We start from the raw sequence: 13714 nt of genomic DNA, 5'->3' as shown, positions 1-13714 counted from the left end.
GGCGCCAAAATGGCACGCAGTCTTAAAAAAGGACCTTTTGTTGATGATCACCTCATGAAAAAGGTGGAAACACTCAACGAAAGCAACAAAAAAAGTGTAATTAAAACTTGGTCACGCCGTTCCACGGTATTCCCTAACTTCATCGGACATACTATTGCTGTATACGACGGCCGTAAACATGTACCGGTTTATGTCACAGAGGATATGGTCGGTCACAAACTTGGAGAATTCGCTCCAACGAGAACTTTCAAAGGCCATGGAACTGACGATAAGAAAACAAGAAGATAAAAGTGATAAGACGGAATAAAGGAGGAACGAAAGATGCAAGCGAAAGCAGTTGCTAAAACTATAAGAATTGCTCCTCGTAAAGCGAGAATGGTCCTGGACCTGATCCGCGGCAAGGAAGTTGGAGAAGCCATCGCAATTCTTAAACTCACAAACAAAAGAACATCGCCGGTAGTTGAAAAACTGGTTCATTCAGCTGTAGCCAATGCTGAGCACAACTACGACATGGACGTCGAAAACCTATTCATCTCAGAAGCTTATGCCGATGAAGGTCCGACATTGAAACGATTCCGCCCACGTGCACAAGGCCGTGCGACTAAAATCAACAAGCACACGAGCCATATCACTATAGTTGTTTCAGAAGTTGCAGAAGAAGCAGTACAGGAAACGACTGAAGAAGCTGAAACAGAAGAAAACGCATAAAACCACAAGGAGGGAATTAATTTGGGTCAGAAGATAAATCCTATTGGACTTCGTACAGGAGTCATCCGTGATTGGGAAGCGAAGTGGTACGCAGAGAAAGATTTCGCAGACCTTTTGCATGAAGATCTTAAAATTCGTGAATATATCGAAAAAAACCTTAAAGACGCAGCCATTTCCAAAGTGGAAATCGAACGAGCGGCTAACCGTGTGAACATTGCACTTCATACCGGCAAACCAGGTATGGTCATCGGTAAAGGCGGTAGTGAAATAGACAAGCTCCGCACAGCGTTGACTAACCTCACAGGCAAGAAAATCCACATCAACGTTGTAGAAATCAAGAAAATTGATATGGATGCAAAGCTTGTTGCAGAAAACATCGCACGTCAGCTTGAAAACCGTGTCTCTTTCCGTAGAGCACAAAAACAAGTACTGCAAAGAGCGATAAGAGCTGGAGCTAAAGGTATTAAAACGCAAGTTTCAGGGCGTCTCGGTGGCGCTGACATTGCACGTTCAGAAGGCTACAGCGAAGGAACAGTTCCACTTCACACTCTCCGTGCAGATATAGATTATGCACATGAAGAGGCTGATACAACATACGGTAAACTCGGTGTTAAAGTATGGATCTACCGTGGAGAAGTTCTTCCTGTCAAGAATGACAAAAAGTAAGGGAGGAAAATAACAATGCTATTACCTAAAAAAGTGAAATACCGTCGTCAACATCGTCCGGACACAAAAGGACGTGCTAAAGGCGGAACAGAAGTAAGTTTTGGTGAATATGGCCTACAGGCAACAACAACAGCATGGGTAACTTCCAGACAGATTGAAGCTTCCCGTATCGCCATGACACGCTATATGAAACGTGGCGGTAAAGTATGGATCAATATTTTCCCGCATACACCATATACAAAGAAGCCATTGGAAGTACGTATGGGTTCAGGTAAAGGTGCTGTCGAAGGATGGATGGCAGTCGTTAAACCTGGCCGTGTAATGTTTGAAGTTTCAGGTGTGCCAGAAGAAGTAGCGAGAGAAGCGCTTCGCCTTGCAAGCCACAAACTTCCTGTAAAGACTAAAATCGTTAAACGTGAAGAATTAGGTGGTGATACGAATGAAAGCTAATGAAATCCGCGAACTGACAACTTCAGAAATTGAAAATAACGTCAAAGACCTTAAGGAAGAACTCTTCAACCTACGCTTTCAACTAGCTACTGGTCAGCTAGAGAACACTGCTCGTATCAAAGAGGTTAGAAAAGCTATCGCAAGAATGAAAACAACTATCCGCGAGAGAGAGCTCAGCGAAGCTAAAGCGAACCAATAATAATAGAGGGAGGCTCACATAGTGGAAAGTAAAACAGAACGTAAAGTTTACCAGGGCCGCGTCGTATCCGACAAAATGGATAAGACCATCACTGTAGTCGTAGAAACTCAGAAAAGACACCCGATCATTGGTAAACGTGTCAAATATTCCAAAAAACATAAAGCTCATGATGAAAATAACACTGCTAAGACTGGCGATATCGTAAGAATCGAAGAAACTCGCCCATTGTCTGCAACTAAGCGTTTCCGTCTAGTGGAAATCGTAGAAGAAGCAGTTATCGTCTAAACAATCGAAGATAAAGGAGGTCTATTCGCATGATCCAACAGGAATCCCGCTTGAAAGTGGCAGATAACTCAGGCGCACGTGAAGTGCTGACTATCAAAGTCTTAGGTGGAACAGGCCGTAAGACAGCAAACATTGGCGATGTCATCGTTGCAACTGTAAAAAATGCAACACCTGGTGGCGTTGTTAAAAAAGGTGAAGTAGTAAGGGCTGTAATCGTTAGAACCAAATCCGGTGTACGTCGTGAAGATGGTTCCTATATCAAATTTGATGAGAACGCATGCGTAATCATCCGTGATGATAAAGGTCCAAGAGGTACGCGTATCTTCGGTCCCGTTGCTCGTGAACTGCGTGAAGGCAACTTCATGAAGATAATCTCACTGGCACCAGAAGTACTTTAATCTACATTTAAATTAAGGAGGTGCGATTCCCATGCACGTAAGATCTGGAGATAAAGTCGTTGTAATCAGCGGTAAAGATAAAGGTAAAGAAGGCACGGTCCTAAAAGCGATCCCTGCAAAAAACCGTGTAATCGTCGAAGGTGTCAATATGATGAAGAAACATCAGAAGCCTTCCAGATGAACCCTGAAGGCGGCATCCTTGAAACTGAGGCAGCCATCCATGTTTCCAACGTCATGCACGTTGACCCTGAATCAGGAGAACGCACTCGTGTCCGTCAAGAAGTAAAAGAGGACGGTTCTAAAGTCAGAGTAGCAGTAAAATCAGGTAAAGAAATCCCTAAAGTAGCATACGAAAAAAATAACTAAGTAGTGGAAGGAGGTCCATATTAATGATACGCCTTAAAGAAAGATACAATGATCAAATCAAAAACGAACTAGTGAATAAATTCAACTACACATCTGTTATGCAAGCTCCGAGAATTGAAAAGATCGTAGTCAACATGGGAGTTGGTGATGCTGTTCAAAACGCTAAAGTACTCGATACGGCAGTAGAAGAATTGACGGCGATCACAGGACAGAAGCCAGTAATTACAAAAGCTAAAAAATCCATCGCAACGTTCAGGCTTCGTGAAGGTATGCCTATCGGTGCCAAAGTCACTCTCCGTGGCGAAAGGATGTATGATTTCCTGGATAAGCTGATTTCAGTATCTCTACCACGTGTCAGGGACTTCAGAGGTATTTCCAAGAAAGCATTCGATGGCCGCGGCAACTATACACTCGGTATAAAAGAACAGTTGATCTTCCCTGAAATCGACTATGACAAAGTCTCCAAAGTAAGAGGTATGGATATTGTTGTTGTTACGACAGCGAACACAGACGAAGAAGCCCGTGAGCTGCTCACTCAGTTCGGAATGCCATTTCAAAAGTAAGCTATAAGGAGGCAAAATTGTGGCTAAAAAATCAATGATAGCTAAACAGAAAAAAGAACAAAAGTTTAAAGTACGCGAATATACACGCTGCGAGCGTTGCGGACGTCCACACTCAGTCTACCGCAAGTTCAAGCTCTGCCGTATATGTTTCCGTGAACTTGCTTACAAAGGTCAGATCCCTGGCGTTAAAAAAGCAAGCTGGTAAGCGCCATAAATTGAAAGGAGGCAACTAGTAATGACACTCTCAGATCCAATTGCAGATATGCTAACTCGCATCAGAAATGCGAACATGGTGAGACACGATTCACTAGAAATCCCTGCATCCAACATCAAAAAGGAAATTGCAGAGATTCTGAAAACAGAAGGTTTTGTTAAAAATGTTGAATACATTGAAGATGACAAACAAGGCGTCATCCGTGTATTCCTCAAGTACGGCAGCAAAAATGAAAAAGTCATCACTGGTTTGAAACGTATTTCCAAACCAGGACTCAGAGTATATGCAAGAAGAGAAGAGCTTCCTAAAGTTCTTAACGGACTTGGAATTGCGCTCATCTCTACTTCAGAAGGCGTACTTACTGATAAAGAAGCACGCAAAAGAAATATCGGCGGGGAAGTACTCGCATACGTTTGGTAATGAATTAACAGGAGGTGCAAAGAAATGAGCCGTGTAGGTAAACGTATTATTGAAATTCCTAGCGACGTAACAGTCGAAATCAATGACAATACAGTCAGCGTAAAGGGCCCTAAAGGGGAACTTGTCAATACTTTCAATGAAAAAATGACTTATGAGCTTGAAGATAATACACTTCAGGTCGTCAGACCAAATGATTCTAAAGAAAACCGTACGAATCATGGTACAACGCGTGCGCTTATCAACAATATGATCGTTGGCGTATCGCAAGGATTTGCTAAGGAACTCGAACTTGTAGGTGTTGGTTACCGTGCACAGATGCAAGGTAACAAACTCGTACTGAGTGTTGGGCTTTCTCACCCGGTTGAATTCGAACCTTCTGAGGACCTTACCATTACAGTGGAAGGCAACACGAATGTTAAAGTTGAAGGCATCAACAAAGAATCTGTTGGGGCACTTGCTTCTAAAATCCGTGCTGTACGTCCACCAGAGCCATATAAAGGCAAAGGTATCCGTTATAAAGGCGAACTGGTTCGTCAAAAAGAAGGAAAAACTGGTAAATAACTAAGTGGGGAGTGAACATTAATGATCGCAAGGATCGATAAAAACAAAGTCCGTCAAAAAAGACACGAACGCGTGCGCAGCAGACTTTCCGGTACTGCAGAAAGGCCGCGTCTGAACGTCTATCGCTCGAACAAGCATATCTATGCTCAGTTGATTGACGACAATCAGCAGACTACTCTTGCAAGTGCTTCCACACAAGATCCAGATTTCAAAGGTGAAGTTGGATCCAACAAGGAAGCTGCAGCAGAAGTGGGCGCTTTGATTGCGAACCGTGCTAAAGACAAAGATATTAAAAGCGTAGTATTTGACCGTGGAGGCTATCTGTATCACGGACGTGTGCAAGCACTAGCAGAAGCAGCCCGCGAAAATGGTCTACAATTCTAATCGAAGGAGGGAATCACACTTATGGCTCGTAGAGAAGAAAAAGTACAAGAGTTCGAAGAACGTGTTGTTACAATCAACCGTATCGCTAAAGTCGTAAAAGGTGGACGTCGTTTCCGTTTCTCTGCACTTGTTGTTGTAGGGGACAAAAAGGGACGTGTTGGCTTTGGTACAGGCAAAGCACAAGAGGTGCCTGAAGCTATCAAAAAAGCGATCGAAGCAGCGAAGAAAGATCTCATCGAAGTACCGCTCGTAGATGGTACGCTGCCTCATGAAGTGATCGGCAGGTTCAGCTCAGGTAACGTATTGATGAAGCCAGCTGCGCCAGGTACAGGAGTTATCGCCGGTGGTCCGGTTCGTGCCGTATTGGAACTTGCAGGTGTAACTGATATACTAAGCAAGTCGCTTGGTGCGAATACTCCAATTAACGTTGTCCGCGCGACTATGACTGGACTCTCTGAACTTAAAAGTGCAGAAGAAGTTGCTAAATTGCGTGGTAAATCTGTAGAAGAGTTACAAAATTAAGGAGGGATTTACAGACATGGCAAAAATTAAAATCACCCTCAAAAAAAGCTTGATCGGAAAGACTGAAACACAAAGGCAGACAGTTGCTTCACTAGGACTAAAAAAGCTGCATCATTCCGTCGAGTTGGAAGATACACCTCAACTCAGAGGCCAAGTCGCAAAGGTTAATCATCTGGTCTCAGTTGAAGAGAAATAATTATATTATATAGGAGGTGCGGAGATGAAACTACATGAAATGAAGCCGGTTGAAGGCGCACGTAAAAGTCGTCATCGCGTCGGACGCGGTATGTCTTCAGGTAATGGACAAACAGCTGGACGTGGTCATGATGGTCAGAACTCCCGTTCAGGCGGTGGAGTGAATCCGACGTTTGAAGGTGGACAGCTACCACTTTTCCGTCGTATACCTAAACGTGGATTTACGAACATCAACCGTAAAGAATATGCAGTGCTGAACTTGAGCGATTTGAATCGCTTCGATGACGGTACTGAAGTAACACCTGAAATGCTGAAAGAAAATGGTATTGTTAAGGATGCTAAATCTGGTATCAAAGTGCTTGGCAATGGCACTCTTGAGAAAAAGTTAACAATTAAAGCTCATAAGTTTTCTGGTTCAGCTGCTAAAGCAATAGAGGAACAGGGCGGAAGCTACGAGGTGATCTAATGATCAGCACGATCTCCAATTTCTTTAGGATTAAAGAAATCCGAAGTAAGATCCTCTTTACTTTGGCAATGCTCGTGATCTTCAAAATCGGCACTTATATACCGGTTCCAGGTGTGGACCCGAGTGTATTTGATGCCGGAGCAGGACAACAGGGCGTGCTTGATCTAATGAACACCTTCGGTGGTGGCGCACTGATGAACTTCTCGATCTTGGCAATGGGGATTATGCCTTATATTACGGCATCGATCGTCGTCCAACTTCTACAGATGGATGTAGTCCCAAAATTTGCCGAGTGGGCCAGTCAAGGTGAAGTAGGAAGGCGTAAACTGAGTCAGTTTACTCGTTATTTCACAATAATACTTGCGTTCATTCAATCATTGGGAATGTCCTTTGCTTTTAATCAGATGTTTGAAGGTATGCTTCTTGATAACAACAACATTGCATCGTATCTTCTGATTGCGCTCGTCCTTACTACAGGAACTGCGTTCCTCATGTGGTTAGGGGAGCAGATTACGACCCATGGGGTCGGAAATGGCATCTCAATCATCATATTTGCAGGTATTCTCGGAATACTGCCAAGTTCAATCATACAGCTGTACCAACAGAAGTTTGTAGGTGCAGATGACACTACAGTGGCTGTACTACAGATGGTCGGTTTGTTCATATTGCTGGTTCTTATTACAGCATTCGCAGTCTTTATACTGCAGGCTGTGCGTAAAATCCCAGTACAATATGCCAAGCGCCAGAGGACTTCGACCCAACTTGGGCCGCAATCAACGTTCCTGCCGCTTAAAGTTAACCCTGCAGGGGTTATACCAGTTATCTTTGCTATGGCGTTCTTCATGATGCCACAGACTTTGACACTGTTCTTCCCTGATGCAGGTTGGGCACAGACTGTGGCGAGACTCGCCGATCCCACCGATTGGATAGGCATGATATTCTATGTCGCACTGATTATCGCGTTCACTTACTTCTATTCATTCGTTCAGGTCAACCCTGAAAAAATGGCTGATAATCTCAAGAAGCAGGGGAGTTATGTCCCAGGTATACGACCAGGTAAAAACACACAGGAGTACATCACTTCGGTTCTTTACAGGCTCGTATTCGTAGGTTCTCTCTTCCTTGCAGGAATTTCGATCCTTCCACTGCTCATCACCAAATTCATGGACTTGCCTCAGGCAATCCAGATTGGCGGAACAAGCTTGCTGATCGTGATTGGTGTGGCACTTGAGACTATGAAGCAACTGGAAGCACAGGCGAACCAAAGAGAATATCGTGGCTTCAGAAAGCGCAGGTAGGAGGAAATCGTATGAATATCATTTTGATGGGATTACCTGGTGCGGAAAAGGCACCCAGGCTTCCAAAATTATTAAAAAATACCCGATCCCTCACATCTCGACTGGGGATATGTTCCGTCTTGCTATCAAAAATGGAACAGAACTCGGTAAAAAAGCAAAATCATTTATGGATGCGGGTGAATTGGTGCCTGATGAAGTTACAATAGGCATTGTGAAAGAACGTCTAGCCCAAAGCGATGCGAAGGAAGGTTTCCTACTGGATGGCTTCCCCGTACCGTAGAGCAGGCTGAAGCGTTGAACGGCATCATGGAGGAGCTGGGACAAAAATCGATAGGACGATTTTTGTGGAAGTGACCGAAGAAGAACTGATGAATCGTTTGACTGGACGCCGCATCTGCGAAATTTGCGGCACGACTTATCACCTGGTGTTCAACCCACCTAAGCAAGAAGGCGTATGCGATCTTGATGGCGGTAAGTTGTATCAGAGAGAAGACGATAATCCTGAAACAGTTGCGAATCGTCTAGAAGTGAACATCAACCAGACAACACCAATGCTCGATTTCTATGAAAATCAAGGTGTTCTTGTTAAAGTGGATGGATCACAAGATATCGATGAAGTCTTTGATGATGTCGATGAGATTCTGCAGAGTATATAGGGATATTCACCTCTACAGACGCTTTGGGTGAATATTACTTGTATGATAACGGAAAATATCCTAGTTCATATTTTGGCGTTAAGTGTAGATCAATCTTCACCTGAAGTGAATTTCTAAAAGAGTTTAGGAAGCTGTAAAGGGGGAATTTGCAATGAGTAAACAAGATGTTATCGAACTGGAAGGCACAGTGCTGGATACACTGCCGAACGCCATGTTCAAAGTGGAACTGGAAAATGGACATGAGATTCTCGCACATGTTTCCGGCAAAATCCGCATGAACTATATACGTATCCTTCCTGGCGATAAAGTAACAGTAGAAATGTCACCGTACGACTTGACACGTGGCAGGATCACTTATCGTTTTAAATAATGGACTCCACATTCTAAGGAGGTAAAACACATGAAAGTAAGACCATCAGTCAAACCTATCTGTGAGAAATGCAAAGTCATTCGCAGAAATGGCAAAGTTATGGTAATCTGTGAGAACCCTAAGCATAAACAGAAGCAAGGCTAATATATAATAACGGAGGTGTAACATATGGCTCGTATTGCAGGAGTAGACGTACCGCGTGAAAAACGCATCGTAATCTCACTCACTTATATTTACGGTATCGGCAAATCAACAGCACAGGAAATCCTTGGTAAAGCAGGTGTGTCCGAAGACACACGTGTAAGAGATTTGACTGATGACGAACTGAATAAAGTCCGTGAAGTCATCGACACGTACAAAATTGAAGGTGACCTTCGCCGTGAGCAAAGCCTCAACATAAAACGTTTGATGGAAATTGCCTCATACAGGGGAATCAGACACCGTCGTGGACTGCCAGTGCGCGGACAGCATACAAAAAACAATGCCCGCACACGTAAAGGTCCAGTTAAAACAGTTGCTAACAAGAAGAAATAATTAGGGAAAAGGAGGAGAAAAAATGGCTCGTAGACAACAAACACGTAAACGTAGAGTGAAAAAGAATATTGAATCAGGCGTAGCGCATATCCGTTCAACATTCAACAATACGATTGTGACGATTACTGATGATTTCGGTAACGCACTGTCATGGTCTTCAGCTGGTGCACTTGGCTTCAAAGGATCCAAGAAATCTACACCATTTGCTGCACAAATGGCTTCTGAAACAGCTTCAAAAGCTGCTATGGAGCATGGCCTCAAAACTGTTGAAGTTACAGTAAAAGGTCCTGGTGCAGGCCGTGAATCTGCAATCCGTGCACTGCAATCAGCAGGGCTTGAAATCACAGCAATCAGAGATGTCACTCCTGTACCACACAATGGCTGCCGTCCACCTAAACGTCGCCGTGTATAATTACTGGTCACAGGAAAAATCCGAGTGTAATGTAATATACGTGGCTGCATAATATTTTCGACGTTTAAAGGGAGGATAAGTAGACAAATGATAGAAATCGAAAAACCTAGAATTGAAACAGTTGAAATGTCGGATGATTCTAAGTTTGGTAAGTTTGTTGTCGAACCTCTAGAAAGAGGCTATGGGACAACACTTGGGAACTCCTTACGTCGCATTCTGTTATCTTCATTACCTGGTGCGGCAGTCAAAACGATAGAAATCGAAAATGTGCTGCATGAATTCTCGACTGTAGATAACGTCGTAGAAGATGTTACAACCATCGTCACAAACATCAAGAAGCTTGCACTTAAAATCTATTCTGATGAAGAAAAAACACTTGAGATTGATTTTAGTGGTGAAGGCATTGTTACAGCAGGTGACATCACACATGATAGTGACGTTGAGATTTTGAACCGCGACATGAAAATCGCGACAGTCTCAAACGGAGGCCAGTTGAAGATCCGCATGATAGCGAACCGTGGAAGAGGCTATACTCTTGCTGAAGTCAATAACAAGAGCGAAATGTCCATCGGTGTCATTCCTATCGATTCGATCTATACACCTGTCGAACGTGTCAACTACACTGTTGAAAATACACGTGTAGGTCAAATGACGAACTTCGATAAACTGACTCTCAACATCTGGACTGATGGATCAATAACACCTCAGGAGGCTGTGTCCCTTGCAGCTAAAATCATGACGGAACATCTGAATATCTTCGTCGGACTTACTGATGAAGCTCAGAATGCAGAAATCATGATTGAAAAAGAAGAAGATCAGAAAGAAAAAGTTCTGGAGATGTCAATTGAAGAACTGGATCTGTCAGTACGTTCCTACAACTGTCTGAAACGTGCAGGCATCAACTCTGTCCAAGAACTGACCGACAAGAGTGAAGCTGATATGATGAAAGTAAGAAACTTGGGACGAAAGTCTCTTGAAGAAGTCAAATTCAAACTCGAGGACCTCGGTTTGGGGCTCCGCAACGAAGACTGATAGAAGACTGATAAAGGAGGTAAATTTCAATGGGCTACAGAAAACTAGGACGTACGTCCGACCAGAGAAAAGCAATGCTTCGTGACTTGGCGACATCCCTTATCGTCAATGAGCGCATCACTACTACTGAGCAGAGAGCCAAAGAACTCCGCAGAATCGTGGACAAACTTGTTACTCTCGGCAAACGTGGAGACTTGGCGGCAAAACGCCGTGCAGGCCAAACGGTACGTAATGTAGAGATCGCAAAAGAAGATGGGACAAGCCAGCATGCGCTTCAAAAACTCTTTGAAGACATCGCACCACGTTTTGAAGACCGTCAAGGCGGATACACAAGCATCAAGAAACTTGGTGAACGTCGTGGCGACGGTGCAGAACTGGTAGTTATCGAGTTCGTACAAGGCGCGGTTGAAGCTGAAGAAGCATAAACTATAAAAGCAGAATGAGTGTTACGATAATGTGATTTGCATCATATTGTCTAGCTCAACGTACCCTGCAGGCAATACACAAGATATGCGCGACTCCTATGCAGGGTACGCGCTTTTTTATTACATAAATATGGCGGTGGAGATATGATCAGGCTGGAAAATGTAGCTTACGGCTACAAGACAAGTGAACATAAGGCATTGGATTATGTCTCCCTATCCTTTCGTCAAGGAGATTGGATATCCGTCATAGGGCACAACGGTTCAGGGAAGAGCACGCTCGTTAAAATCCTCATGGGTATTATCAATGAGTATGAGGGGACCATTACAGTTGACGGCACAGTGCTTGACGATATGAATGCGTCGGCACTTCGTAAGCGTTTTGCCATAGTCTTTCAAAACCCAGATAACCAATTTGTAGGGGCGACCGTCGAGGACGATGTGGCCTTTGGTCTTGAGAATGATGGGGTGCCGCGTGAGGAAATGATCATCCGGACTGAGGCAGCTTTGAAAGCAGTCAATATGCTCGATTTCAGGAACCATGAACCCAGTCGTCTATCAGGGGACAAAAACAGCGGGTCGCCATAGCCAGCGCGCTTGCCATGGCGCCGGATGTCCTCATCTTGGATGAAGCAACCTCGATGATAGACCCTGAAGGGCGCCGGGAAGTGATGAAAATCTTGAGGACTATTCATAAGGAGCGCCAGACGACCCTTATATTCATCACTCATGATCTGGCAGAAATCGAACACAGTGATCATGCCATAGTTATGGGTGACGGCAAAGTAGTCAGTGAGGGGACCGTAGAGGAAATATATCGAGACATTGATACATTAGTGGCGAGTCGTCTTGAACTCCCTTTTAATATGAAGTTATCCCACGGTCTGTTGGATGGCTCATTCATGTCATATGAAGAGCTGGTGGCGCGCCTATGAAGCTCCATATAGAGAATCTGACAGTTGTCTACCGCCAAAGTACTCCGTTTGAACACTTGGCGTTGAACAATATTACGACGACATTTGAAGAGGGCGTATATTATGGGGTCGTCGGACACACAGGGAGCGGCAAATCGACGCTTATCCAAACGTTAAACGGTCTGTTGCTGCCAAGTAGCGGCACGGTATATGCAGGTGACCTTGTGTTAAGGAAAAAGACGAAATACAAATATGTGCATGAAGTCAAAAAGCACGTAGGGATGGTCTTCCAGTTTCCCGAGCATCAGTTGTTTGAGGAGACTGTCCTGAAGGATGTAATGTTCGGTCCGAAGAACATGGGTCTGGACGAAGAGGAGGCGAGATCAAAGGCGGAATATTATTTGGAATTGATGAATGTAGACAATTCCCTCTTTAAGGAGTCGCCGTTTGAACTCTCCGGTGGTCAGATGAGGAAGGTGGCGATAGCCGGTATACTGGCAATGGAGCCTGAAGTCCTTATCTTGGATGAGCCGACAGCAGGGCTCGACCCAAAGAGCCATAGTGAGACCATGCGTCTTTTTCAACAGATTCATAAGGATATGGGGATTACCATCATTCTCGTCACACATGATATGAATGACGTCTTCGAATATACCGACCAAGTTAAATTGTTAAGCGGCGGGAACCTTGTGCGTGAGGGACGCACAGAAGATTTGCTGATGGACTCTGGGATGCTTGAGAATAATGCACTTGAACCACCTGATATTGTCAGGCTCATGAAAGATCTGAAAAAGAAAGGCCGGAGTTTCGAAAGCGTGCCCCGCAATATAGAAGATTTTATTGCACTCTATGAAGAACGGAGGAGTGCGGATGCTGAGTAAAATGTTATTGGGCAGGTACATCCCCGGCTCGAGTGTCATACACAAGATGGACCCCCGAGCAAAAATTTTGGCGGTAGTATTGTTCATGATTATTGTATTCTTCGCCAACCATTGGACAGGTTATGCGCTGCTAGTCACTTTTGTAGCGTTCACAACCAAGCTCGCTGCGCTCTCCTTCCGTTTTCTCTTCAATGGATTGAAACTTATATTCCTGATACTTCTGTTCACCTTCTCGATGCACCTTTTTCTGACTAAAGGAGGAGTAGTCCTGATAGACGGAGGCTTCTTTACAGTAGAGTCAGAAGGCGTCATCAGAGGGGTATATATCACCATCCGTCTGGCACTTCTTGTACTTATCACGACGATACTGACCCTTACCACACGTCCTCTGGAGCTTACAGATGCTATAGAGCGGTTGTGCAAGCCCTTAAAAAAGATTAAGGTGCCTGTACATGAAATTGCATTGATGATGTCAATCAGCCTCCGCTTCATTCCGACACTGATGGATGAAACCGAGAAGATAATCAAAGCCCAGAAGTGCCCGAGGGTCTACATTTATGACAGGCGGGCTGAAGTCAAGGCTTGAAGCTCTGCTTCCGATCTTCATACCTCTGTTCATCTCTGCCTTCAAACGTGCAGAAGAGATGGCCATAGCGATGGAAGTAAGGGGGTATCAAGGAGAAGAAGGACGCACCCACTACCGTATCCTCGATTGGCAGTTGAAAGACACAGTAGCACTCATATGCATCATTCTGTTCGGCATCGTACTATGGCTGGTCAGACAGTAAGGAGTAAAAA

General features: G+C 44.3%; 24 protein-coding genes and 4 pseudogenes. All 28 read left to right on the top strand.

Annotated elements, in window-relative coordinates:
* Positions 1–9: 9 nt before the first annotated feature.
* Positions 10–288 carry a 30S ribosomal protein S19 gene (rpsS, locus tag ACYF68_RS00445; protein WP_344701587.1) on the top strand — a complete coding sequence of 93 codons (279 nt, stop codon included), beginning with the start codon at positions 10–12 and terminating at the stop codon, positions 286–288.
* A gap of 33 nt (positions 289–321) precedes the next feature.
* Positions 322–708 carry a 50S ribosomal protein L22 gene (rplV, locus tag ACYF68_RS00440; protein ID WP_344701585.1) on the top strand — a complete coding sequence of 129 codons (387 nt, stop codon included), beginning with the start codon at positions 322–324 and terminating at the stop codon, positions 706–708.
* 21 nt (positions 709–729) lie between these two features.
* A complete protein-coding gene (gene rpsC / locus ACYF68_RS00435) occupies positions 730–1374 on the top strand; it encodes a 30S ribosomal protein S3 (protein WP_344701583.1) in 645 nt (214 codons plus the stop codon).
* 15 nt (positions 1375–1389) lie between these two features.
* Positions 1390–1824, top strand: a complete 435-nt coding sequence (gene rplP, locus ACYF68_RS00430) for a 50S ribosomal protein L16 (RefSeq protein ID WP_344701581.1) — start codon at positions 1390–1392, stop codon at positions 1822–1824.
* Positions 1814–2023, top strand: a complete 210-nt coding sequence (gene rpmC / locus ACYF68_RS00425; RefSeq protein ID WP_344701579.1) for a 50S ribosomal protein L29 — start codon at positions 1814–1816, stop codon at positions 2021–2023. Before rplP ends, rpmC begins: the two co-directional genes overlap by 11 nt.
* A 21-nt stretch (positions 2024–2044) precedes the next feature.
* Positions 2045–2308, top strand: coding sequence for a 30S ribosomal protein S17 (gene rpsQ / locus ACYF68_RS00420; protein ID WP_344701577.1), 264 nt, complete (start codon positions 2045–2047; stop codon positions 2306–2308).
* 29 nt (positions 2309–2337) lie between these two features.
* Positions 2338–2706: a 50S ribosomal protein L14 gene (gene rplN / locus ACYF68_RS00415; RefSeq protein WP_344701575.1), complete on the top strand. Its 369-nt coding sequence runs from the start codon at positions 2338–2340 to the stop codon at positions 2704–2706.
* 31 nt (positions 2707–2737) lie between these two features.
* A pseudogene (gene rplX, locus ACYF68_RS00410) lies at positions 2738–3072 on the top strand (50S ribosomal protein L24).
* Positions 3073–3095: 23 nt separating this feature from the next.
* Complete coding sequence (gene rplE, locus ACYF68_RS00405; protein ID WP_344701571.1) at positions 3096–3635, top strand: 50S ribosomal protein L5; 540 nt, start codon at positions 3096–3098, stop codon at positions 3633–3635.
* 19 nt (positions 3636–3654) lie between these two features.
* The gene (locus tag ACYF68_RS00400) at positions 3655–3840 is read left to right on the top strand and encodes a type Z 30S ribosomal protein S14 (protein WP_344701569.1); all 186 of its coding nucleotides are present in this window, start codon (positions 3655–3657) and stop codon (positions 3838–3840) included.
* A gap of 30 nt (positions 3841–3870) precedes the next feature.
* Positions 3871–4269 (top strand): 30S ribosomal protein S8, encoded by a 399-nt coding sequence (rpsH, locus tag ACYF68_RS00395; protein WP_344701567.1) that lies wholly within the window; start codon positions 3871–3873, stop codon positions 4267–4269.
* Between the two features lie 24 nt (positions 4270–4293).
* Positions 4294–4830 carry a 50S ribosomal protein L6 gene (gene rplF, locus ACYF68_RS00390; protein ID WP_461045018.1) on the top strand — a complete coding sequence of 179 codons (537 nt, stop codon included), beginning with the start codon at positions 4294–4296 and terminating at the stop codon, positions 4828–4830.
* Between the two features lie 21 nt (positions 4831–4851).
* Positions 4852–5214, top strand: coding sequence for a 50S ribosomal protein L18 (gene rplR, locus ACYF68_RS00385; RefSeq protein ID WP_380570160.1), 363 nt, complete (start codon positions 4852–4854; stop codon positions 5212–5214).
* Positions 5215–5235: 21 nt separating this feature from the next.
* Entirely contained in the window at positions 5236–5736 is a 501-nt protein-coding gene (rpsE, locus tag ACYF68_RS00380) for a 30S ribosomal protein S5 (protein WP_344701562.1), read from the top strand.
* A 16-nt stretch (positions 5737–5752) separates the two neighbouring features.
* Positions 5753–5932 carry a 50S ribosomal protein L30 gene (rpmD, locus tag ACYF68_RS00375; RefSeq protein ID WP_344701560.1) on the top strand — a complete coding sequence of 60 codons (180 nt, stop codon included), beginning with the start codon at positions 5753–5755 and terminating at the stop codon, positions 5930–5932.
* Between the two features lie 24 nt (positions 5933–5956).
* Complete coding sequence (gene rplO / locus ACYF68_RS00370; RefSeq protein WP_344701558.1) at positions 5957–6397, top strand: 50S ribosomal protein L15; 441 nt, start codon at positions 5957–5959, stop codon at positions 6395–6397.
* Entirely contained in the window at positions 6397–7695 is a 1299-nt protein-coding gene (gene secY, locus ACYF68_RS00365; RefSeq protein ID WP_461045017.1) for a preprotein translocase subunit SecY, read from the top strand. The genes rplO and secY overlap by 1 nt, the downstream gene beginning before the upstream one ends.
* 11 nt (positions 7696–7706) lie before the next feature.
* A pseudogene (locus tag ACYF68_RS00360) lies at positions 7707–8351 on the top strand (adenylate kinase).
* A 151-nt stretch (positions 8352–8502) separates the two neighbouring features.
* Positions 8503–8721 (top strand): translation initiation factor IF-1, encoded by a 219-nt coding sequence (infA, locus tag ACYF68_RS00355; RefSeq protein WP_017547668.1) that lies wholly within the window; start codon positions 8503–8505, stop codon positions 8719–8721.
* Between the two features lie 30 nt (positions 8722–8751).
* Positions 8752–8865 (top strand): 50S ribosomal protein L36, encoded by a 114-nt coding sequence (gene rpmJ / locus ACYF68_RS00350; protein ID WP_017473641.1) that lies wholly within the window; start codon positions 8752–8754, stop codon positions 8863–8865.
* A gap of 24 nt (positions 8866–8889) precedes the next feature.
* Positions 8890–9255 (top strand): 30S ribosomal protein S13, encoded by a 366-nt coding sequence (gene rpsM, locus ACYF68_RS00345; RefSeq protein WP_344701551.1) that lies wholly within the window; start codon positions 8890–8892, stop codon positions 9253–9255.
* A gap of 22 nt (positions 9256–9277) precedes the next feature.
* The gene (gene rpsK / locus ACYF68_RS00340; RefSeq protein ID WP_344701549.1) at positions 9278–9667 is read left to right on the top strand and encodes a 30S ribosomal protein S11; all 390 of its coding nucleotides are present in this window, start codon (positions 9278–9280) and stop codon (positions 9665–9667) included.
* 87 nt (positions 9668–9754) lie between these two features.
* Positions 9755–10699 (top strand): DNA-directed RNA polymerase subunit alpha, encoded by a 945-nt coding sequence (locus ACYF68_RS00335; RefSeq protein WP_461045016.1) that lies wholly within the window; start codon positions 9755–9757, stop codon positions 10697–10699.
* Between the two features lie 29 nt (positions 10700–10728).
* Positions 10729–11124, top strand: a complete 396-nt coding sequence (gene rplQ / locus ACYF68_RS00330) for a 50S ribosomal protein L17 (RefSeq protein WP_344701545.1) — start codon at positions 10729–10731, stop codon at positions 11122–11124.
* A gap of 144 nt (positions 11125–11268) precedes the next feature.
* A pseudogene (locus ACYF68_RS00325) lies at positions 11269–11702 on the top strand (ATP-binding cassette domain-containing protein); the annotation flags it as partial.
* Between the two features lie 21 nt (positions 11703–11723).
* A complete protein-coding gene (locus ACYF68_RS00320) occupies positions 11724–12056 on the top strand; it encodes a hypothetical protein (RefSeq protein WP_461047647.1) in 333 nt (110 codons plus the stop codon).
* Complete coding sequence (locus ACYF68_RS00315; protein WP_461045015.1) at positions 12053–12916, top strand: energy-coupling factor transporter ATPase; 864 nt, start codon at positions 12053–12055, stop codon at positions 12914–12916. The genes ACYF68_RS00320 and ACYF68_RS00315 overlap by 4 nt, the downstream gene beginning before the upstream one ends.
* Positions 12906–13704, top strand: a pseudogene (locus ACYF68_RS00310) (energy-coupling factor transporter transmembrane component T family protein). Before ACYF68_RS00315 ends, ACYF68_RS00310 begins: the two are co-directional and overlap by 11 nt.
* Positions 13705–13714 lie beyond the last annotated feature (10 nt).

This window comes from Salinicoccus sp. CNSTN-B1 (assembly GCF_054792835.1).
Note: the sequence above shows the minus strand (reverse complement) of the source record. Positions and strands in the feature narration are given on the sequence as shown.